The organism is Mucilaginibacter corticis (assembly GCF_007558865.1).
Classification (GTDB): Bacteria; Bacteroidota; Bacteroidia; order Sphingobacteriales; family Sphingobacteriaceae; genus Mucilaginibacter; species Mucilaginibacter corticis.
The window spans coordinates 337,731-361,465 of record NZ_VLPK01000002.1 but is presented as its reverse complement, the minus strand read 5'-3'; the positions used below and the strand labels follow the sequence as shown (position 1 = coordinate 361,465).

The 23,735-nt window shown below is 43.2% G+C and carries 11 protein-coding genes; 4 read left to right on the top strand and 7 right to left on the bottom strand.

All coding sequences use genetic code 11. From position 1 onward, the window contains the following. Window positions 1-84 precede the first annotated feature (84 nt). The 4 genes from FO440_RS12210 to FO440_RS12195 all read right to left on the bottom strand — a co-directional run bounded on the left by FO440_RS12210 (window position 85) and on the right by FO440_RS12195 (window position 6,660). The gene (locus FO440_RS12210; RefSeq protein ID WP_144248550.1) at window positions 85-1,242 is read right to left on the bottom strand and encodes a metallophosphoesterase family protein; all 1,158 of its coding nucleotides are present in this window, start codon (window positions 1,240-1,242) and stop codon (window positions 85-87) included. 9 nt (window positions 1,243-1,251) lie between these two features. Continuing rightward, complete coding sequence (locus tag FO440_RS12205; protein ID WP_144248549.1) at window positions 1,252-2,226, bottom strand: hypothetical protein; 975 nt, start codon at window positions 2,224-2,226, stop codon at window positions 1,252-1,254. A 61-nt stretch (window positions 2,227-2,287) separates the two neighbouring features. Next, complete coding sequence (locus tag FO440_RS12200) at window positions 2,288-3,730, bottom strand: hypothetical protein (RefSeq protein ID WP_144248548.1); 1,443 nt, start codon at window positions 3,728-3,730, stop codon at window positions 2,288-2,290. Between the two features lie 53 nt (window positions 3,731-3,783). Continuing rightward, window positions 3,784-6,660, bottom strand: a complete 2,877-nt coding sequence (locus FO440_RS12195) for a TonB-dependent receptor (protein WP_144248547.1) — start codon at window positions 6,658-6,660, stop codon at window positions 3,784-3,786. Between the two features lie 242 nt (window positions 6,661-6,902). On the opposite strand from FO440_RS12195, the gene FO440_RS12190 reads away from it, so the two are divergent. From FO440_RS12190 to FO440_RS12175, 4 genes are all read left to right on the top strand, one after another. Beyond that, complete coding sequence (locus FO440_RS12190; RefSeq protein ID WP_144248546.1) at window positions 6,903-7,502, top strand: TetR/AcrR family transcriptional regulator; 600 nt, start codon at window positions 6,903-6,905, stop codon at window positions 7,500-7,502. Window positions 7,503-7,589: 87 nt separating this feature from the next. Continuing rightward, entirely contained in the window at window positions 7,590-10,058 is a 2,469-nt protein-coding gene (locus FO440_RS12185) for a TonB-dependent receptor domain-containing protein (protein WP_144248545.1), read from the top strand. 227 nt (window positions 10,059-10,285) lie between these two features. After that, window positions 10,286-11,404 carry an SGNH/GDSL hydrolase family protein gene (locus tag FO440_RS12180; RefSeq protein WP_186292654.1) on the top strand — a complete coding sequence of 373 codons (1,119 nt, stop codon included), beginning with the start codon at window positions 10,286-10,288 and terminating at the stop codon, window positions 11,402-11,404. Between the two features lie 63 nt (window positions 11,405-11,467). Continuing rightward, window positions 11,468-14,740, top strand: a complete 3,273-nt coding sequence (locus FO440_RS12175) for a GH92 family glycosyl hydrolase (protein ID WP_144248543.1) — start codon at window positions 11,468-11,470, stop codon at window positions 14,738-14,740. A 47-nt stretch (window positions 14,741-14,787) separates the two neighbouring features. Here FO440_RS12175 and pbpC read toward each other — a convergent pair whose 3' ends face one another. The 3 genes from pbpC to FO440_RS12160 all read right to left on the bottom strand — a co-directional run bounded on the left by pbpC (window position 14,788) and on the right by FO440_RS12160 (window position 23,734). Further along, entirely contained in the window at window positions 14,788-17,172 is a 2,385-nt protein-coding gene (gene pbpC / locus FO440_RS12170) for a penicillin-binding protein 1C (RefSeq protein WP_144248542.1), read from the bottom strand. Between the two features lie 11 nt (window positions 17,173-17,183). Beyond that, entirely contained in the window at window positions 17,184-22,772 is a 5,589-nt protein-coding gene (locus FO440_RS12165) for an alpha-2-macroglobulin family protein (RefSeq protein ID WP_144248541.1), read from the bottom strand. Window positions 22,773-23,068: 296 nt separating this feature from the next. Beyond that, entirely contained in the window at window positions 23,069-23,734 is a 666-nt protein-coding gene (locus tag FO440_RS12160) for a hypothetical protein (RefSeq protein WP_144248540.1), read from the bottom strand. Window position 23,735 lies beyond the last annotated feature (1 nt).

Sequence of the window (23,735 nt, the reverse complement as noted above, 5' to 3'; positions counted from 1 at the left end):
CTTAAAATAGATTAATGCCCTCTTTTTAATAAACTATAAAAACCCGCCTGCATAGCGGTTTTTTTTATGTTTTTACTGATAGTACTAATTTACTTTTAGTGATATGGTTTTAACCTGGCCAAACTCAATTCCTTGTTCGGGATTGGCGGGATGCGTGTTCCATAAACATTCGCGCACGGTGAGGCGTTGGGCTCTGGTGTCTAAAGTGATCAGTTGGAAAGATAATTTGGTTTCGTCTTTTGATGAATAATCGCCCTTCATCGGCGAATCCACCCGAAACGTATTTAGTGCTACATCATTAGCTGGGCCTTTATAAACATAAAACTCGTTCCAGTTGCTGTTGCCGTGAAAGTAAGCCTTGATATTTGGGTGAGCTTTTAAAAATTTCACCCAGCCTTGTTGTTCGATATCGGTTGCGCCATCATTTTTTGCCGCTACCGTACCTTCTTTATAATGCTCGGCAGTCAGGTTTTCGAACCTGTTTTCCGGGGTCATATTATAAGGCGGTACCGGGTTAGTAAAATGCTTTGATTCGCAAGTCGGCTGGTCATGGCAAAAAACAATGACCGGGGTGGTTTTAGGCACTTTCTGCAGATCAGCTTTCATCCAAATCCGTTCGACCGAATCCGGCCACAGCGTGATAAACATTATGTGAATACCATGCAGGTTAAATGAGTAGTTGATCTTATCTGTGGCGTAATTATAATTTTGGTTTGTTTTAGGTTTGGCCGGTTTCATCATCAGGTTATAAATGCTCACCATTGCGGTCGGGTCCGTTTTTGGGTTCATGGGTTTGCTGTAACCTATGGCATTACTGATATCATGGTTACCGGGTGCTAATAACAATTTAGCAGGGCGATTTTGATGATCTTTTAAAGTTACGCCATCAATATAGTCTTTTTGAAACTGTGCCCAGCTTTCCGCCGCGCTCTGATATGGAATTTCCATCCTGTTGGCAATATCGCCTGTTTGTACCAAGTAATCTATCGCTGATACTTTTTTGCCTGAACCTATTCCCCCATCCCGGGGTAATGTTAAACCCGGCGCAGAATTAATAGCCTTGATCATGGCAGCGTTTACCACTGCCGCGTCAACATTTGTACCCCCGCGAAAATCCTTACGGGTGATGCCATAATGCGCATCTGATGTATAAACCATTTGAATAACCTGCCCGAATGAAATTACCGGACAACTTAACCCCATCAGCAGGCTAAAAAGAATACTTTTAAGACGACGTTGCATAAACAAGTTTTATTTTCTTTTATAATAAGATATGGTAGCTAATTTCCCCGGGTAATCCCGCACCTCGGTATCGGTATAATAACCCGATCCATCCGCCGCAAAGCCGATGCCTTCGCCCTGCGGCTCGTTATTGGCATAAGGCGCAACCTGTGGCTGGGTTAAAAGCCCTTGTGATACAGTAATCCCGGTTGTGAGTTTCCAATACCAGATCAATTCATTACTTCTAAGTAAGATCTCTGTGCCATCCGGCGATATATCACCACCTGTAGCTTTGTTAAAATATAGCTGTACTACAGGAGATAAGACAGTACTGGTGGTTGTACTTTGCGGATAGCGGGCAACATATATTTTTGACAAATTGCTTTCTTTACTGGCAATATAAATGTCCTTTGTTAACGGGTCAACCATCAATGTCTCCGCATTACGCGGACCATCTGGATATTTTAACTGTATAACGTCGACATTTGTAATATCTGCTGTATAAGGCAATGTTTTCGCAGCCAGGTCAGGTTCAGGAAAACGATAAATAAATACAGAGCCATATATTGATTTATTATCTCCTATGTCGGCTACATAAATATAGTTGATACCGGCAACAGGCCCCGGGCCTACGGCAATATCCTCCCAATCGCGGTTGCCTACGGTTGTAAGCGTAAGTGTTCCTTTATCAGCACCTGTTGCATCTGTTAAATATACCTGGCTGGCATTACCGCTATCATTATGAATGTATAATATGCCAGGATTAGTCCGGCTGGCAGCAATCCCTGAGATCTCTAAAAGGTCTTTTCTTGCCAGATTGCTGGTAGCCGGGATAGTGTTAAATAGTTTGGTAGTATCTAATGCCGATGGATTATAAGACGGCTTAAAAAAATTGATCGTCGCGGGTGGTTTAACCACCACGGCAGTATCTGTATTAGGTTTGGAAGTAACCTGCGATTTTTTGCAGGAAAAACAAAAGAGCGCTATAAATAACAACAACCCCATGAAAATGGGGTTGTTGTTAAAATGTATTAACCTATAATACTTCATCAATTATTGTTGAATATTAATGTTGGTTACCGCTGCCGTTAGTTTGGTAACAGCCAATATCTTTTCCCGGAGGGGTAATACCGCTTGAGCCAAAGTTAGCATCAAGAGGGATACCTGTCGTAATTGGTTGAAAAGCTGTAGTTGTTCCTTTACCAATAGCCGGAGATGCATTTTGTAAACGGAAGTTGTAACCATCAACAGAGCACTGGGTTACCCATGAACCGTCAACTGCAGGCAACGGAAAATTAGAGAACATCGGGTTGTTTTTACCAACTAGAGCAGATCCGTCATAAGTTTGTCCAAACTGATAACCTGCTCCAAGGAAAGCCGCCATGTTAGGAATATCAGTAGATTGAGGATGAGTAACTACAGCCTGTGCACGGTTGTCAGGTACAAATTGTCCTGCTATTGTTGCATTATCCGCATAATAAAGGTTATAACCGTAGGCTGTCTTTTTAATAATTGATGAAGCATTGGTGGTAGTATCGGCCAAATAAACTTTAGCGCCACCGGGACCACCGGCAATACGTACGCCAAATGCGCAGTTAACAATAAGGTTGTTATAAACCAATGCCCTTGAATTATTTTCAATTTCAGCCGATCCGCTTCTTGCGCCAAAAACACCACTGTTTCTAAAGCCATCATTCACGTAAGTATTATTATACATGGTGAACTGGCATTCGCCGGCTGTAGTACCGTCACTTGCTGTTTTAGTACCGTTAGTTGCACCACCAATGATCAGGTTATAAGCCATGTTGCCAACAGCGCTGCCTTTGGCATTGAAACCGTCGCCACCATTGCTGCCGCATTTTTCCATGGTGTTACGCATAATATTGTAGTAACCGCCATAAAAACGTGTAGCATCGTCAGGCGAACCATACATCCATGAGTCTTCCATGATAAATAGCCCGGCTGGATTGCAAAAATAAAGGATATATTGTGCGCCTACCTTCAGCGAATTTCCGTTAGGAAAAGGCAATGCTTTTAAAGCAGCGCCACCAAAATCAAGATGTGTCCATTTAAGGATAACGAATTTGCTTGTAGGTCCTGCATAAATACCACCCCAACCACCTACATAAGCTGAATCGCGGCCCAATACCGATTGGCCGGTTGATTTGGTTCTGCGTGGGTCGGTAATAGTTACAGGAGCGTCTTTTGTGCCCAATGTGATCAGGTTACCGTTTACAATAAAATTAGCACCGTTAGTCATGTTAAGTTTAACGCCTTTTTGTACAAGTAAAGTGTCGCCGGCGTTAATAGTGATGTCACCGCCAATGGTATAGGTCTGTCCTGCAAGCATAGTGCCTTTGTAGGTACCCGCGGGCAGGATACCCGAGTTAGGGATAGCTTTACCGATCTGGATTTGCGGCTGTGATACCACCGTTTTATCATTTTTTTTGCTGCACGATACCAGCGCTAAAAGTGACACCCCGAGCGAAAGAATTAGTAATTTTTTCATGATTTGTTGGAATGAATGATGATTATTGAGTTTAATTGTTAAATGCTAATGAATTAAAAGTTGTATTTGGCACCCAAACTGTAGCGTGAATAAAACTGATCGTACTGTACAGTTGTATAATTGGGGCTTTCCTGGTGCGGGTATTTTGATGAACCGCTATAGTTTGATTGATTATCTTGTTTTATAAATAACTGATATGGCGTATTAAGCAAATTGTTAGCCTTTACATATACAATAAAATGCCTGCCTACTTTTTTCTGAGCCGAGAAATCAAGAAATGTTGTAGGTTTTTCCCAGGTGTCTAAGCCGTAATAGGTAGATACTGCAGCTAATCTTTCACCTGTGTAGGCTACTGATAATTGCGCATCGACACCTGATTTTTGATTTTTATACAATAAGGATGCATTGCCTATATTTGTTGCCTGGCCCTGAAGTGGTCTTGTTTGAGTACGATGTATCAGATCGCCTTGTACATTTACTGTCTTTGGCGTCGTTATCTGAGAATTAGTATAAGTATAATTAATAGAAGCCCCGATATTGCCAAAATATTTTAACGCTAATAGCTCTACGCCAAAATTTTGTGCCGATTCGCTTGGATTGTTAGGGATATAATATAAAGTTGCCCCGCCTGTAGACGGTTGAAGTGAAGTTTCGATTGGGTTGGTCAGATGTTTATAAAATCCCCCCAGCATGAATTCGTCAAACACGCCCGGGAAAAATTCATAACGTATATCATAATTATCAATAACTGTATGTTGCAAGTATGGGTTGCCAATATGACCATAATAAGCATCATCCTGCGAGTTATCCTGTGCCGGTACAATATCATAAAAAGACGGCCTTAATATAGATTTGTAGTATGCGACCCTTATAGCCTGTTCATTTGTTAATGCGTATTTGGCATTAATACTTGGTAATAAATCGGTATAATTAATATCGGCTGATTTACCCGGGAAAGTAGCCGGAAGGCTTGAATTATAGCTTTGATGCGTATTTTCATTCCTTACTCCAAATATTACATCTAATTTATCAGTAACATCATATTTGATCATGCCGTAAATGGCGTTTATATTTTCGGTAAAGGTGTACACACCCGCGTCTGTACGGTACGAGCCGTAAGCATAACTGGTATCCTGATCTTTCCATTGAAAAGTCGCATTAGGAATAGTGGTATATGGCTCTGGAACAGGGGGAGAAGACCCCGGCACATATGTGTTTGACAGCGAATATTGGTCACGGAAATTATCCCGTGTTTTATGCCTCACCATTCCGCCTGCAGAGAATTCTACTTTACTGTTAAAAATATGGTCAGGCTTATAATGAAGGTTAAAATAACCGGAAAGATCTTTATCTGTATTATGTTGCCACCCGCGCGACTCATTACCCACCATTACAGGCCCTGGCTGGATGCTTGTTGGGCTTGTTGCACCATCCGGAATATTTTGTTGATATTGATAATTGGTATCAAATTCGGCCATGTCAGGCATCTTTTCTGTTGCTTGTGAGGTAGAACCAATCCAGTCTGCAGAAATGCCTTTAAAAATATTGTGTTTACCACTTAGAGTTATGTTGTAAATACTTTGAAGATCTTTGCGGGTTTGGGTAAGGTTATCTATTGAAAATGGGCCATGATAACCGTTAAAAGAATAGCCGCCATAAGTAGTTTCTTCGGTTTGGCGTACCCTATATTCATTTAACGCAACATAAGTTGCAAACAATTTGATAATATTGGCATTGTTGAATTTATAATCTATAGAAGCTATTGCCCCGTAACGATTTAACTGCGAAGAATACTGCCTGTTATCAGAATTTTGGAAAGCTGTTTCCTGATTAGGCGTATTTATATCAGGCGATGTTCCCACCGTGCTTTCCTGTACTACAATAAAGCTGTTGTTACCCTGGTAAAGGTTTTGAAAAGTGCCCGAAAACAAAACACCCAACTTACCATCAAGGTAACGGTTGCCTATAGTAAGACTTGCCGTTTTATTTATAGGCGCATTTGCTTTTTTTGTGATAAGGCTCTGATACGGAAACTCACTTATAGAGGCTATTTTACCCGGATGTATTTCTCCCGGCGATTGTTCGTTGCCCGCGTTGTGGTCAAATGATTGAAAACTGCGGTTAAAAAATATCTGGCTGTAACCTGTTCCAAATTCACCTTCAATTTTTAATTGATCAGGTGCTGACTTCATTACAAGGTTTACAACGCCACCCGAGGCGTCGCCCTCCATATCAGGAGTAAGTGTTTTATAAACTTCCAGTCGGTCTACCAGCCCTGCGGGGAAAATATCCAATGGTAAATACCTGTTCCTGTTATCGGGGCTGGGTATTTTTACCCCATTTACGAGTGTCGTGTTATATTGTTTATCCATCCCGCGAATGATCACGTGCCGTGCATCACCGGTATTGCTCCTGTCAATTGATATTCCTGACATTCTTCCTAACACGTTGGATACCAAAACATCCGGCGAAATGGCAATTGCTTGTGCAGATATGGCATTAAGCGTGTTATTTGCGTTCTTTTCTGTATTTCGAGCCGAATGATCACTGGCCTTACTGGCATATTCAATAACAGCCACTTCATTTAACGCGGTCGAGTTATCGATCATGGCAACGTTTAAAACGTTCACTTTGCCATCAGCAACTGCGACTTCAAAATCACGGGTGGTTTTATAAGAAACGTAGCTAACATGTAACTTATAATCTCCTGCTTTTAAGTTGTTAAAAGTGTAGGTACCATCAAGCTTAACTGATGTATTCAATACGGTATTACCGTTTTCGATATGAACCGTAGCACCGATCAACGTTTCGCCGGTTTTGGTATCAGTAACCTGGCCTTTTAAAACGGTTTGGGCAAGTGTGGTAAATGAGCAGGATATGAAGAATAGAAAAAGAAATAATTGCCGTTTAAGCGGTAAAACTTTATTCATGTAGGGGTTTTTTAAATAAAAATCAATTTCATATGCGGTAAGCAGGCGCAATGAACCCCATCAATTCTGTGTAAAATCTGAATTTTCGACTTTGATAAAAACTCGTAATGTAATGGTAACATGGAGTAAACATTACCCATGATCTGGCTTGAATAAATTAATAATAGGGTTATACACCTCGTCTTTTTTTGAACAAATTTTCTACAGGTTTCAATTTGATCTTGCCGAAAATTCAAGTATACATGTCCAGAGTTATTACCAGGCAAAAGATCATCAGCGACTCCGGCGCTTTGTTCGAGCAAAAGGGATATTTAAATGTCACCATACCCGAAATTGAAAAAGCAACCGGAAAAACCAAGGCAGTTCTATATGGTTATTTTGAAAACCGGCAATCGCTGGCCAATGCGGTACTTGAGCATAACCTCACACAAAAACGTGCTCAAATACTCAGACAGGCAGCGCTTCAGCCGGATCAGATCCGCAAGCTTGGGGTACATATTGACTTGCATGACCCGGAGAAAAAGTCACTTATAGTAGTCGGAAATTCTTTACCCAATGCTGTCGAAACTATCCATGCCTATGAAGAAATGAAACGTATTGCGGCAGACGCGCTTATTATATGGCACCAGGATATTGTTGAATTAATAAATGGCGGGATCAAAACAGGCGAATTTACGATCAAATCAGAACCGGAAGAATTAGCCTGGTTGCTGATCTCGCTGGTTGAGGGCGCGCTATTGATTAGCCAGACAACACAAAATGCCAAACTTGGCTGGCAGTTGTTGAATCAGGCGAAACGTGAGTTTTTACAGCACCTTACCCTTTCAAATCAGGCGATATAGATAAAACGGCATTTTCAATTTAATGTAATAACAGGTATTAGCTAAAGCACACAGGTTTTATCCAGAATTGCATGCCAGTTTTGCAGCATGAAACGTTTAGTTATCAAGATCGGCTATCTAATACTTACGCTATGCGGATTAACACTGCAGGCATTGGCGCAATCAGGCAGAGGAAAAATATCGGGTAAAGTAATTGATGCCGTTAATGGTGCGCCGGTAGACTATGCCACGATCAGTATTTATAAACCGGGCAACACAAGTCCGTTCAACGGCATCAGTGCAGACATTAAGGGTAATTTTGTAGTCGATAATATTCCAGATGGTACTTATAAGGTTACTGTAGATTTTTTGGGTTACCAACGTGCCAACATAGATAACGTAATTGTTAAAGGCGGCAACAGCAGCCTTGGCGTCATTAAATTAAGCGCCACCCAAACGGCACTTAAAGATGTAAAAATTACAGCAAGCGCACCGGTAGTTGAAAACAAGATCGACAAAATGGTATACAATACAGCCAATGATCTCACTGCCCAGGGTGGTGTTGCTCTTGATGTATTAAAGAAAGTACCGCAGATCAGCGTGGATATTGACGGTAATGTAGAGCTTCAGGGCAACTCTGCCATACGCTTTTTGATCAATGGTAAACCATCAAGTATCTTCGGCGCAAGCCTAGCAGATGCTTTACAGTCAATCCCAGCCAGCCAGATCAAAAGTATTGAGGTAATCACCAGCCCCGGCGCAAAGTATGACGCTTCGGGTACCGGTGGTATTATCAATATTATTTTAAAAGACAACAAGGTACAGGGTATCAATGGCTCGGTAAACGTATCAGCCGGCACCCGGTTGGAGAATAGCTCTGTCAATTTAAATATCCGTAAAAATAACTTTGGCGCCGGGCTGTTCTTTAGCGGAAACGAGCAATTGAATACCCGCACTTATACTTCTAACAACCGGCATTCATACAATAACACAAGAGATACCGTAACCACACTATTACAGGATGGTTATGGTGGCTTTAAACGGCAGGGTTATGAAAGCGGGCTTAATTTTCAGTGGGATATTACAAAGTATGATAACGTGACCGCGACTGTTGGCCTTGATCATTTAAGCAATAATGGCGATGCAATGACCAATCAGCAGCAACAAATGCTTTCACCTGGTGGCACGTTGTTCAACAATCTGTCCAGTTTACGTAACTCTATCAGCAATATGGGTTCAACGGCAACAGATTGGAGCCTTAACTACAAAAAGACATTTAAAAAAGAGGGGCGGGAGCTTGACCTGCTCTATACTTCAAGCTACGGAACGCATAATTCCTTTGCCAGCCAACAACAAAACTATTTAACCGGTGGCTATCCGTCACAAGGTACTATCAGCAATAATCCCGGCCATGACCGCCAGACACAGATCTCGCTGGATTATACCGAACCTGTTAATGATAATTTTTCATTGGAAACAGGCGCAAAACTTACGCTTGAATCTTTAAGCAATAACGTCATTACAGATACGCTGTTAAACAATGGCGGCTATATTAATAATGTATCACAAACTTATGGCTTTAATTACAGCCGTAAGATTTACGCCGCTTACTTATCCGGTTCGTTTAAATTATTCCATTTTTTTGACGGCAAAGCCGGTTTACGTTATGAACGAACTGTAACCTCGGCCGATTTTGCGGGAACCAACATTCCGGGATACAATACCTTTGCACCGTCATTTGTGCTTTCACATAAACTGGATAAGAGTCAGTCTATAAAAATAGCCTATTCCTACCGGATTGAACGCCCCGACTACGGTGACCTAAATCCATTTTATAACATCAGCGATCCGCACAATATCAGTACCGGTAATCCCCTGCTTCGACCTGAGATCGGGCACAATTATGAACTCGGCTATAGCAAATCGTTTACAGACGGCAGCAACCTGATGGCATCGGCCTTTAACCGCTATAATACGGATGATATCCAGGCTTTCAGTACTTTTTATCCGTCATTGTATATCGGTGGTACAGATTACAGCAACGTAACACTTACCCAGCGATATAACATCGGCTCACAAACCGGTGTGGGCCTGAACCTGTTCGGTTCTATACCTGCCGGAAAATTCATATTTCGCTCAAATGTTCAGCTCGGCGAACGTACCAACAGAACACCCGGGCTAGCCAGCGTTACAGGTTTTGGTTATCGCGTTAACCTTAATGCTAGCTACCAGTTTCCGGCTGACCTGATGGCCGAACTATTTGGCAATTATAATTCCAGCCAAAAAAATCTGCAGGGTACACGCCCGGCTTTTGGCTTTTATAATATAGCATTGCGCAAGCAGTTCATGAATAAAAAGGCCAGTATAGGTTTTACTGCGGCAAACCCTTTTGCGCAATACGTTAACCAGGTAACCACCACGCATGGCGCAAGTTTTGACCAGGCCAATCTTCGCCGGGTACCTTACCGCTCGTTCGGTATCACGCTGAGCTATAAATTCGGTAAGCTGGAATTCAAAAAAGAGAAAGACGACCACACTAATGACCAACAGGTATTACCGCCAGATAATGGGAATTAAAAAAATATATCTTTATAAACATATCAAAGGTTTATCCGATAACACAAATCTGAAAACTGACTTTTCTGAGTAAATCAAACTAATCAAGCCTAAATCAATTAATTTCATAATTTACAAAAAATTACAATGGGCTAATTAAAGCAAACAGCGCTTTATTAATTATAGCTTCATTGGTGGTAACATAGAAAATCAATGAATTTATGAGGTTTAAAACAATAATAATTTGTGTGCTATTCAGTATTTTAAAATCTGAAATTACAAGAGCGCAAATACCGGATACTATTGAGTCGCGGTGGCAGAAATACATCAACCTGGACAATTACTGCAAGCCTTTCTGGAAAACAGACACCATATTTGATGAGAATGTGCAGCCTATTAAAGAAAACGGCAATATAAGTACCAAGCTGTTGTTTAAACCCGGCGATATACTATCTGTTAAAAGTGCAGATTATAGTAAAGAGTTTACACGTGGAAAAGATTGGGATTTTAAAAACGGCCAGCTCATAATATTACCGCAATCAACCATCCCATTTATTAATAAAGAAGATTTAGTTTTCAACACCAATAAGCCCGGCCTTTCAATGACCGGAAAAATCCCGGGCACCTATGTTTTGTTTACAGAAAGGCCTTTTTTTAGCGGTTTGCAGATTGTAGTGAACTATAAGAAAGAGAAAGGTGAACGGTGGCAAGGACCTATTCCATCAGTTTCAAAAACTAAACTCCCCAGTACCTTAGCGAAACTAAAAAATAAGCAAAACCTTAAGGTTGTATTTTATGGTAATAGTATTGAAGCAGGATACAATGCAAGTAGCCGCATGAATACCCCGCCTTTTATGCCAATATGGCCCGAATTGATAATTTATGATCTACGCCGGTATTACGGGCCGCAAATTACGTTCAGTAACCAATCGGTGCCCGGTAAGCTTGCCGGTTGGGGATTAGAAGAAGTAAAAAACAGAATAATTCCCGAAAATCCGGATCTTGTTATCATCGGTTTTGGGATGAACGATGGATCGTCTAAAGTACCGCCCGATCAATTTAGGCAGCAAATCAGCGGTATTATTGAAAGTGTAGTTCAGAAAAATCCGAATGCGGAGTTTATTTTGATAGCACCTATGTTACCTAATCCTGATGCCGTACAAAACGGCATTCAGGCATCTTATAAAGCCGAATTAGATAAGTTAGCAAGGAAAGGTATAATTGTAGCCGACATGACAGCGGTTCATTCAGAACTGCTCAAACATAAATACTACCAGGACATGACCGGGAACAACGTAAATCACCCAAATGATTATTTAGCGCGCTGGTATGCTCAAATTATTTCAGGTTTTTTAATAAAGAACTAATGATCAGTAACGAGTCTGCAGTACGTAATGAATTAGTATTTTTTGCTGATATTTATCATTACGATGAAAATGCGCTCTCGGGATTATAAATCAGTCATTCTTTTAGTCGTTGCGCTGGTATTTTCTAAACCTGGGGTATATGGACAGGTAGCAGACCATTTACAGTATGTTAACCCGTTTATTGGCACTGCCTCAAGCAATGTGGCTACTAAATGGGGTAGCGATGGCGGTACTTATCCTGGTGCGGTCGCGCCATCTGGATATATCCAATTAAGCCCGGAAACCCGGTTTGGAAAAGGGTACCATTATACAGACCAATCTATCTGTTATTTTAGCTGTTTCGGGCATATGAGCGGCTTTCCGGAAGGTTCGGCAGGCCGGCTTTATATTATGCCTGTAAAACATGCCGGCGAAGATTTTGACCCCGCCCGGTACAATCGTACTTTTTCACGCAAAAACGAAACCGCCATTCCCGGTTATTATAAAGTAAGATTTGAAGATGACCAGACTGTGGTTGAAGCCACCGCGACCGCAAGGACAGGCATGTTCCGTTTTACTTTTGCCAGCGGTACACGCCCCGAGCTGTTTATTGGTGATACCGGTGATCTGAATACTGTATCAGCTAAAATTGTGCAGACTTCAAACAATAATACTGTGTTCAATTTTTCCGAGCCTTTTGTCACAAAAAGACAAGTGAAAGGCGGCTGGATCTTTAGTTTTTCGCCAGCTGAAAAAGGTTTAAAAATCATTGAGCTGAAACTGAGTGCTTCGCCTGTGGGTTATTTAAGCGCGCAAAATAATATAGATAAAGAGATTGGTAACTTATCTTTTGGCCAACTACGTACCCGCGCCGCAAATGAATGGCTGAACAAGCTGTCTGTAATTGATGTTAAAGACGATAATGAGCAAAATAAAACCGTCTTTTATACCGCGCTTTATCATTCCCTGTTAATCCCCTGGGTGATTGATGATGCAGACGGCAATTACCGTGGTGCCGATGATAAAATCCACCAGAAGTCAGGCGCTCATCAATACGGCGCGTTTTCTCCATGGGATACATTTCGCTCATTGCACCCTTTACTTACTTTGCTCTATCCAGACAAACAACAGGATATCATTCTGTCCATGCTGGATATTTACAGGCAAACCGGGCATCTGCCAACCGAATCAATGACCGGTAACCATGCGCTGCCCATTATTGCAGATAGTTACCTGAAAGGCATCACCGGTTTTAGCAAGCAACTGGCCTATGCGGCTATGAGAAAAAGCATTTTGGAGCTACCTTTTGTCCAGACGGATATAGAGATCTATAACAAATTGGGTTATGTTCCTGCCACGCGCTCTGAGTCTGTCACCCGCACTGTTGAATATGCCTATGACGATTGGGCGCTGTCGCAGTTTGCCAAAGAAGTAATGCATGATACCGGTGATTACAATATCCTGCACAACAAAGCTTTTAATTACCGAAACCTTTTTAATGCCGATAACCTATTCATGCTGCCAAGAAACGGTAACGATTTCAAAATAAATCCGGGCATGTCAGGCTACAAAGAGGGCGACCAGTGGGTATACAGTTATTTTGTACCACACAATGCAAGGGATCTGATCAACTTGGGCGGTGGTAATGATCAGTTTGCCGACCGGCTTGATTCGGCGCTTAGTCACAACGTTATTCTTTTTGATAACGAAACGGTGTTTCACCTGCCTTATCTTTTTAACCAGGCCGGCCGGCCGGATCTGACCCAAAAATGGTTAAGGCAGATCATGCTAAGTCGTTTTAGTGATAGCCCCGGCGGGTTACCCGGTAATGACGACCTGGGTTCCATGTCAAGCTGGTATGTATTTAGCGCAATAGGCATTTACCCCGTATGTCCGGGACGGCCCTATTATGCAATAGGAATACCTGTTTTTAAGCACGTAACCCTGCATCTGCCAAATGGGAAAAAGTTTATTATTAACAGCAATGGCTTATCCCGTAAAAACACAGGTGTACAATCGGTTACGGTTAATGGCGGGCCCTGGAATCAGCTAACCCTATCCCATAAATTACTAACAGACGGGGGAAACATCCAATTTAATTTGGGGGATAAAGCAAGTAGTCGGTTAAAGGTCAAAGATCCGCTGGAACTATCAGAAACAAAAAAACAGCCGGATACTAAGGTAACAGTATATTCGGTGTCCAAAAAGATCGTTGCGCCCGACGAACCTTTCTCAGTTAGTTTTACATTAAAAAATACAGGGGCTACCGGGGTTAAAATGGTTAAGCTATGGGTAAACGGCAAAACTTATGCCTCCAAAAACTGCCTGGTGGCATCAGGAATCACTAAAACCGATACAATGCAATGCAGGATTTATCCTTTAGGTAAGATCAGACTTGCTATAGAAAACCAGAAACCGCTTATTGTAAATGTGAGATCACAGGCAGGTCCATCAGTTCCGCATTTCAAAATATCCGATCTTGACGCCACAGCTATGGTCAGGATCAACGAACCGCAGCAGCTAATTTATTCCGTTAAAAATACCGGGGGTCTTAAACAACTCTTTAAGATCTCGATAACAAAAAATGACAGCCTTATTTTTACCGATACGGTGACGCTAACACCCGGTGGGACGAGGACAATAAAACATAAGTTACCAACATCTTCAGCCGGTTTTCAAAAGTTAATGGTTGATAAGGAACAAATACGCTACAAGGTTTATAAAGATAACCGGGAGTCGTTGTTATTAGACCTGTCGCCCATTAATTATTCAGCGCAGGGTTTGATCAATGACCGTTCCGGGTTTAATAATGCAGGGCATATCATGGCTTCTGACAGCGCTAAAAGTGACGGAAGCCTGGTATTTAATGAACATACTTTTGTTGAGGTGCCTAACGCGTCCAGCCTTGACCATATGGACCAAACCATTACCGTGATGGGCTGGCTATACCCTACCGGCAATGAGCGCGGCTTAACAGATGTGATAACCAAAGGCGACAGCCATGTTTTACAGGTAAGCGATCACAATACACTTACATTTTTTGCCGGCGGCTGGGGCCGGGGCGATTGTACTGTTAAACTACCGGCCGACTGGAACAATAAATGGCATCACATTGCCGGAGTTTGCAACGGCCGGATGCTCTACTTGTACATTGATGGCATGTTAGCCGGAAGTACAATTACCGATAGCGATGCCAACCTATCCGTAACCAACAAATGGACGTTGGGCCGCAACGAAGAATTTCCTAATGAACGGATCTTTCATGGCCGGATGAATAAAGTGCAGGTATTTAAAGCCGCCTTATCTGCTGATGAGATACATTCAATTTTTGAAAGCGGGCCGGCTGCTTTACCATAGCGCAACAAACGGCGATAACTTGCCTAGTTGGACCATCATCTTAGTTGCTATTTATCTTTACTCAAGATGGTAAAGTTTGTACTGATGGTATTTCCTTTGTTGTCAACTAAAGTTAAAATATGGGCTCCCGGCGGCGGGTTTAATGCCATTTGATGAAAATCAACCGTAGCGCCAATATATTGATTGTCTAAATGCCAGAATATTTTTGTGCCCTGCTGGCGATGCGCAACATTACAGATCATCCTTCCGCGTGTACCATCTATCTCTAAGGGGATATATATTTTTGCACCGTCTTTCGGGTAAATTACTTCCATTGGCGATGTCCTTTCTGCAGGTGTGCAATCATTCCTGAAAGGCGGCAGGGTTTTATACTGGTAATTTTTTGTGCGATAATAATATTCCATAGCCGGCGGCAAAACAAACCAGCTTTTGTTTACGATCTGATCCGGCGGCACACAATCACTGTTAACCTGCCATTTCTCCGTTTTATCGAGGTGTACCAATTGGTGGTACAGGCAAACCGGTGACTTTAATCCACTGACCGGGATCCAAATATCGTCGGTATTGGTACAATATTCGCCTGCCCGGTAGCCACTTTCATGGCAAACTTTCACTTTAACCATTTCGCCCGTGGGCATGTCAAACCAATCGCGCGTTACGGGCAGTAGCCTGAATATTTCAAACATCGCTGGCGCAGCGGTAATAATACCCGTTAAGCCCGGGCGTCCCTCGCCATCTGTATTGCCTACCCAAACACCCACCACATATTTGGGGGTGATGCCTATAGCCCACCCGTCCCTGAAGCCGAAACTGGTACCGGTTTTCCAGGCCACACGCTGCGTCGATCCGAATTGCTGCCAAAGCATCTCTTCGCCGGGGCGCATTACTTCTTCCATAGCTTGCAGCGTGTAATAGATAGAGCCTGCATCAAGTAAACCGGTTTTCTCTAATTGTGGTTTTGTGGCAACAGACCGCGTGTACACAGGCGGATGGTAATCTGCCGGGTTATATTTACCATTATAGTTTTTATAATTATTTAGCACACGCGCCATATCGGCGTAAGTGCCGGCCATTTCCCACAAGGTATTTTCGCAGCCGCCTAATATTAATGATAAGCCATAAAAATCAGCAGGCTTTTTATAGGTGGTGATGCCTGTTTTTTTCAGGAAATCATAAAAACGTTCGTACTTATATTTTTGCAGCATTTTTACCGCGGGTACGTTTAATGACCTGGCCAGCGCCATTGATGCAGGCACGGCGCCGTCATAACCCAGATCAAAATTTTCAGGGTGATAACCTGCAATTTGCGTAGGGATATCGGGCATTAAACTGTTGGGTAAAATATAACCATCGTGCAGCATACTGGCATACAGCATGGGTTTTAGCGTACTGCCGGGGCTGCGCGGCGAGGCTATCACATCCACATTACTTTCCATCAGGGTATCTTCAGGATGGTTGATATTACCTGCATAAGCCAGTGTCGCGCCGCTTTGCACATTAAGCACTATGGCTGCAATGTTATTGATGTGGTTGGCCTTTAAAACCTGGTGGTGCCTTTCAATAATTTCGTTTACCTGCTGCTGTAACTCGGCTTTAATGGTTGTGGTAATACGGGTACTCCCCTGCTGACCGGCTGCCTGGTAATCATTTTTAAACCTTTCCAACAAATGCGGCGCCTGCTGCGGCAGCGGTACAGGTTTATCAGGCATTGGCTCAAGTTTGGCTAGCAGAGTCGTATTTTTATCGATAATGCCCGAGCTGTTTAATTTATCCAACAGTTGATTGCGCTTCCGCAATAAAACAAAACGGTTCTTACCCGGGTGCACCAGCGTAGGCGAATTGGGCAAAACAGCCATCGCGGCCATTTCTCCCCATGATAATTTATCAGGGCTACGCCCAAAATAACGCCATGACGCGGCATCAATACCTACCACATTGCTGCCAAACGGCGCGTTGCTGGCATAAAGCGCCAATATATCTTCTTTACTGTAGGTTAGCTCGAGCCGCAGCGCCATAACCATTTCAAGCAGCTTATTAAAAAACGTGCGTTTGTGGTTGCTTGCCAGGCGGATCACCTGCATGGTTAGCGTACTGCCGCCACTGGTTACGTGCCCGGCTTTTATATTTTGCCGGATAGCACGCGCGAAGGCCAACACATCAACACCGGGATGATGTTCAAAGCGTTTATCTTCAAAAGCGATGATACACTGTTTAAATTTTTCGGGCACTATGGTATCATACGGGAATCGCCATTGCCCGTCGGCAGCTATTGATGCACCAAGCAATTGCCCTTTATCATCATCAACAATAAAACTGGTGGGTTTGTTAAATAAATGTTTGGGAATGCAAAACCAAAATAAAAGGAACAATACCACCGCCACCGTTACTACACCAACCCTTGTGCGGCTTAATTTTATTTTACCTATCTGCATTAACGCCCGCCCTATTTAACAACCTCAACCCATTGGCCTTTTTGCAACGCATTTATCGACGAATTATACATAGCTTCACAATAAGCGGCAGGCATGTAAAAGCGCCCGGTATATGCCGCGTTCAACATCACATAATAGGTTACCGTTTGCTCTTCATCAATACCAAAATAGGTATTCACCCTGTCGTCCCTGATATCACGATAGTCTGATACTGACGATTTAAACACTTCGTCATTATCCATCAACCTGGTATTTAAGATCTCCCACCCTGACGGGAAGATCTGTGTGAGCGCCATATTGTTATACCTGCCTTGCCTGCCGGTATTTTTAATGGTTACCTGCGCTATAAAATCAGTGCCCTGTTTAATACTGCCAATGTCAACCGGCTGGCCTTTTAGCGTAATGTAATTAACACTCATCTGTAATAATCCCGAGTGGTTACCTTCCGCAGTTTCCTGGCCGGGTGCAGGTTGTCCTTGTTGTATCAGCCTTACATATAAAACATTGCCGCCGCGATTTTGCAGCATCACCTTGCCGTCATCTGCCGCAAGCTGTGTTTGCCACAGGTACGAACCCGAATTGACAGCAGCCTTAGCTTTACCCGACTGGTAATTGAAAGCAAGCTTAGCCCCGCTCTTGTTTTGTCCGCAATATTCGGCAATAGCCAATAGAGAGTAAGCTGTTGTTTGCGTGCTGTACCATTCGTCGGTAGACAGATGCGCCGCTACCGTTTGCACCATGCCCGATGCCTTTTGACGCTGGCCAAGCAGGGTCAGGGTTTCCAGTATCATTGCCTCGTCCCGCACATCAGATCCATAGGTACCATATAACTGATTGTACGGTTTAATGGTAGTCGGCAATCCGGCAATCATTTGCAGGCCGATCTCGGGCTGCCCTGCCAGTTTATAAGCCGCCGCCAACCTCCAGCGGGCCTCTACGCTTAAATATTTAAACTCTTTTAAGCGGTTCATGGCGCCAAGCTCAGGCGCATGCGCCAGTGCAAGCAAGTATAAACGATACGATTGTACCAGGTCGGCGCCGTAAAAACTGCGACTATCCGGCGCCCAGTTCAGGGCTTTTTGTTTTTGATAGCGTTTCCAGCTATCAATAAACCCGACAGGCAAAGTATAGCCTTTATTTTGCGCTGCCAGCATAAAATGGCCGGCATAATTTGTTCCCCATTCGTCGGGCTCGCTATCGCCCGGCCAATAGCTTAAGCCGCCGCCCTTTACCTGGAAACCATTGAGCTTACTGATAGCCAATTTGATATTACGTTCAGATTCGGCCAACTCACGTTCTGACAGATCCGTCAATTGCGCAAGATACAATTGCGGGAAAGCTGACGACGTAGTTTGCTCAACACAACCATGCGGATAAGTCACCAAATAGCCCAATCTTTTGGCCAGGTTAAGCGCCGGGATAGCAGACACCTCAAGCGTTGCCTTATTGCTGCCGCTGATGCCGACAGCCGTGTAGGCGCTGTTCCAAATCTCGCCGGGTTTAAGTTCTTTGATCAATGTTTTTGTAACCGGCGGGTTAGGGTTGCGGATATTCATTTCCACATCATACGCCGCGCTTTCATTTCCGCTGCGCGCGATGATGCGTACTTTGCCGACACCTATAAAATTCTTCACGTCCAGGTCAAAGGTCACCATCTGGTCGCCGGGCGAATTAAATGTGATTGTTTTTTTGTTGGCCCCATCCAGATTGCTAAAGGCATTTGATTGCACCTCGACATTAACCGTTTTTATGCTGTTCTCCATCGCGAAGACGGTGACCGGCAGGCTCACTTTTTCCGTCGGCCCCAACACACGCGGCAATGTAGCCAATAGCATCAACGGCTTTTTAACGGCTACAGCTTTCTCGGCCGCGCCATAACTGCCGTCATGACCTGCAATTACCATTACTTTTACCGAACCAATGTATTGCGGTAAGGTAAACCTGCGGGTTTGTTTTTCGCCTGCATTAAGGTGATAAGGCCCCATAAATTTCACTACGGGCTTAAACCGGTTAACAGATACGTTTTTGTTATTACCTAACGACTCATCACCACCGATACCTAAAATACGCTCTAACTTGCCACCGTAAGCACCCATTACGTAATCAAACAGGTCCCAGGTTTTTACGCCAAGCGCTTCGCGTGCGTAGAATGCGCTGTGCGGGTCAGGAGTTTTGTAGTTGGTCAGGTCTAATAAACCCTCATCTACCACCGCGATGGTATAGGTCATTTCTTTGCCCGATGCCTCAGAAACCGTAATTGCCGACGTGCTCTCCGGTTTTATTTTATCAGGCATATTGATCACCGGCTTCAGCACCGTCGCCGGGTCGTCAACCTGCAACGGTATAACACCATACATGCGGATAGGCAAGTCATTAACCGTTTGCGAATGGTGCTGCAGCAGTGTTACGTTAACAAAAACGTTTGGCGCCATGCTGCCATCTACCTTAAACTTATATTGCGTTTGTCCGGCATGGGTATCAACCCAAACCGATTTGATGATCTTGCTGCCATTTTCAAAGCTGATCAGCGCGCGTCCGTCGTTACCGGTAGGGATGGTTAAGGTAGCCTCATCGCCAACTTTATAAGATTTTTTATCAGATGTAAATGAAAGCATTACCGCGTCGGTAGAGTTGCCCTGCTGTAAACGTTCGGCCCAATCCATGTAAACGATCTTACCGGTTGAGTGCCCGGTTTGCGGGTCTTTAACCTTGATCAGGTAACGTCCCCAGTCGTCCTGCTTTATATTTAATGTCCATTTGCCTTTTCCGTTTACAACCTTAACGGTTGCTGTTTGAGCCAGTTTATTGTATTGGTTCTGGGTAAAATTACTCAGTTCGTCGCCGGTTTGATCCCACCACCAGCGCCATTGGATCTTGTATAATTCAACCTGCACATCGCGTGCGCCCGGTAATGGCGCGCCGTTAACATCAACATCGGCAATATCAATTACATGATCCTGCCCAACGCCCAGCATCCCGCTAAACGCGCTGCCCTCGGGTGTTTTAATACCCACATATCCTTTATAAACATTGTATGGCAGAGCCAATTGCTGGATACTGAAATTACCGCCCGGTTCAAAAACTTTCACCAGGAAATTTGCCCGTAATTGCCCCGGCGCCTGTTTTTCTACGTTGATGTTGGCGTCAATAGGCGTTGTGCCTTCAGCATTCAACCGGCCGTCAAAAACTGTTTGGGTTTGGGTTTTAAACACCAATGTAGGGTCATCAAACACATAGTCGGAGTAGCCTTTAAAACTTGTGTTTTGCTGCGATAAAAACGCGTCAACCTTGGCTTTCAGGTTTTGGGCAGCACCACCAAATAACCATTGCGCTTTAAGCGTTCCGTTGCTGCCGCTGCCTTTGGTCAATGCTTTTTGTCCGCCAAAAGAAAGATCGAGCTTTAAGCGATTAGGCATGATGGTTTCAACCTTGATAGTTTTCTCGAACGATGCCCCGCCCACTTTTACCCGTGCCAGCCAGTTACCCGTTGGCGACCCTAACGACGTAGCGGTATGGAAACTGTAAAAACCATCAACCGAACCACTTTTTATAACACGTTTAAAGAGCTGCCCTGCCGGGTTATAAAACTCAAATGACACAGGATGGTCGGGCGGCAACGTATGCAGCTTATCTTCCAGAATGAATGATACATATATTGAATCGCCGGGCCGCCATACGCCACGTTCGCCGTAAATAAAACCTTTTAGCCCATTTTGTACCTGCTCACCTCCCACATCAAACTTTGATAGTAATAATGAACTGCCATCATCCAACCTCAAATATCCACGCTCATTGCCCTTTTTAGCGATCAGCAAATAAGGCTTGTGCTTTAAATTAAAACTGGCAAATCCGTTAGCGTCCGACGATGTTTTCAGGATCACCTGTTTTTGATAATCAAGCAATTCCAAACTCACATTGGTCATTGGCGATGCATCAAGGATATTGGTTACCGCTACCAGCATATTGTTATCATTGCCGCGTTTGGCAATCAATCCGATGTTTGAGGCCAGGATATTACGTGTGGCCCATTTTTCTTTAGAGTAATAAGAGTCTGTACATGGATCGGCGCGGTCCTTCCAGTTAAAGCCATCGGGATAATAGTTGTTATACCTTTTCCAGAAATCATCGTCCTCATCAATTGAATTTGACAATGATCCTTCACCCATTTCTTCGCCTTCTCCATCCCCGTCAGTTTCATCGACTTTATCTTTTTTAGCGCCGCCAACCTTGCAATCGTAAAGCGAATAACTTCTCCTAAAGCCAATGATCACCCTATAAATGGCGCCCGGATCGGTATGCAGCAGGTGGTCGATATCCAGCATAAAGCGGTTGGTTTTATGCAGGTTCAATGATTTATCATTGTTTAACTTTATGGTAGTGCGCACTACAGGTTTGGCAACCTGCCTTAGTTGTTCTTCGCCGTTAAAATCGTTGTTTTGCAAAAACTGGGGTACATTATTTTCATATACTTTGATAATGCTTACATCGACAGCGGTTAAGTTGGCAGCCTCAAAAGGCATCATCAATTTGCCCGAGCCGGGTAATATTACGCCCTTACCGGGGATAGTTACCGAAGGCAGCCTGTTTTCAAAAAATACATTTGCGCCAAACGCGGTAGTGATCTTTTTATGGTTGATGTCATTAACCCCTTCGTTCACAAAAGCCTGATAATTGCCGTCTAAATGATCTGGAGCATAGATCTTAACTAAACTTCCGTCAATAGTGTATGCCGCATCGGCTACATTTTTAAGGCCAACCAAACCGTTCAGTTCCTGCCCTATCAGTATCGGGTTTGAAAATTGTACCTCAACATATTGGTCATGATCTTGCACAGCACGAATTTTAAGCACTTTAAAATCGCCAATGGCGGGTATTGCAACAGTTTGAAGATCCTTATTATCCACGTTGATAACACTGCCGTCCCATTTTATATTGAGCAATTGCTGGGCAGACGTACGTGTTATATTATCTATAACAAACTGATGGGTATTCGTGGCATCATTATGCTGCCAGGTAACCAATACCGGCGATGGATACGATTGCGATATGATCTTTTCAATCCTGGCGGGGTCTTCCTTATCAGCTGTTTGGATAACGCCGGTTACCTTCATTTTGTCAAGCGACGTCCGGGTAGCTGTTTGCAGGTTATTAATAGCTATGGTAAAATCAGGCTTTAAGGTTTGAAAATCGAATTTAAAATGCTTCATCTCGCCAGGGACAGCAGTTATCTGGCCCAGGTTAAAATCAACCTCATAATTTTTGTTGGACTCGAGATCAACATCGGGTTTAAACTCTATGGTTTGCTCGTCAACCCAATAAGCTTTTCCTTTTACTGATGGCGAAATATTAAAAACATCATTGCTTACCGCTTCATTACGGGCATGGCTTGTCTGCACATCGCCAGCAAGTTTTACCCGGATAGTACTCGTTTTTGAAACCATACCAGCGGTGTATGATTCTATATATTTGTTAAAAACCGCATTATCGTCGGTTTTATGCGAGTGCTTTATCCATAAAAAAATACCGATGACTAAAATTGCCAGCACAGTGCCGATAACAATATTGTGCTTTTTGCTATTAAGTGTATCTGATGTAGACATGGTATTGCTGTTGAGGTTGAAATCAAATATACTCAGGTTAATTTAAAACGATCAGAAATTTATACTTCGTTTTTGAAATATAATCTGGCACGCGCTACCATACATCAAAAGTCTTCGTCATGACCATAGAACAGTATATGCCATACCTACCCAGCTCGTTCGTAAGCGATGGTTTATGTTTGTAGAACTAAAAGCACGAAAAACACATAGTTGAATGCATAGAAAAAGTGCCCTTAAACTATGTTTAAAGACACTTTAAGTTGTAATTATACAACTTTATTATTTGGATTTAATATTTAATCAGGCAACCCATTGTAAAGTTTAGCCACACTAACCAACTTTAAAATAGCGTCCTTAGCCGCGATAGTTGCACCTTGCCTGAAACCAAGGCTTTCATTGTTTTCAAGCACGATGAAATTCAGGCCTGAGGGCGAGCTAACACCAATAAACCTGGTGCGCAAAGCCGGGATGCGGATAAGGCTGACATTTGACCTGGAAGTATCTGATCGATTAGCCTGCACACTACGCACAGCTGCCAGGTCTGAAGATAAGCCGAAACCGGCAGTTTCCCATTTGTCTTTGTTTTTTACAAATTCGATAGCAGTTTGAATTTTGCCCGACTCATCAACCAGTGGCACTTCTATTGCCGCTAATGGCTTAACTATTGCCTGCACATCCTGGCCTGCTGTATATTTTTTAATGTCATCAAGGCCTATCATAAACTTATTATACTGCTTACCTGCTTTTAATGATCTGAGCTGACCGACGCTTGTCAACCCGAAGGTTTGAAAATTCTGGTCGGTTACCATGGCTGATAATGTTTGGACAGCCTTATTGACCTGATCGCGGGAAATGGTTTCGACCTTGTTGCTGGGTTGCGCCTGGTCTTGTGAAAAAATAAGTACCAATGCCGTAACAAAGGCGGTAACCACAAATAGTTTTATTAATATTTGATTTTTCATG

What these genes read in the sequence shown, in the direction of transcription:
- FO440_RS12160 (WP_144248540.1), bottom strand. Translation starts at nt 23,734, where the DNA reads ATGAAAAATCAAATATTAATAAAACTATTTGTGGTTACCGCCTTTGTT.
- FO440_RS12175 (WP_144248543.1), top strand. Translation starts at nt 11,468, where the DNA reads ATGAAAATGCGCTCTCGGGATTATAAATCAGTCATTCTTTTAGTCGTT.
- FO440_RS12190 (WP_144248546.1), top strand. Translation starts at nt 6,903, where the DNA reads ATGTCCAGAGTTATTACCAGGCAAAAGATCATCAGCGACTCCGGCGCT.
- FO440_RS12195 (WP_144248547.1), bottom strand. Translation starts at nt 6,660, where the DNA reads ATGAATAAAGTTTTACCGCTTAAACGGCAATTATTTCTTTTTCTATTC.
- pbpC (WP_144248542.1), bottom strand. Translation starts at nt 17,172, where the DNA reads ATGCAGATAGGTAAAATAAAATTAAGCCGCACAAGGGTTGGTGTAGTA.
- FO440_RS12210 (WP_144248550.1), bottom strand. Translation starts at nt 1,242, where the DNA reads ATGCAACGTCGTCTTAAAAGTATTCTTTTTAGCCTGCTGATGGGGTTA.
- FO440_RS12185 (WP_144248545.1), top strand. Translation starts at nt 7,590, where the DNA reads ATGAAACGTTTAGTTATCAAGATCGGCTATCTAATACTTACGCTATGC.
- FO440_RS12200 (WP_144248548.1), bottom strand. Translation starts at nt 3,730, where the DNA reads ATGAAAAAATTACTAATTCTTTCGCTCGGGGTGTCACTTTTAGCGCTG.
- FO440_RS12205 (WP_144248549.1), bottom strand. Translation starts at nt 2,226, where the DNA reads ATGGGGTTGTTGTTATTTATAGCGCTCTTTTGTTTTTCCTGCAAAAAA.
- FO440_RS12165 (WP_144248541.1), bottom strand. Translation starts at nt 22,772, where the DNA reads ATGTCTACATCAGATACACTTAATAGCAAAAAGCACAATATTGTTATC.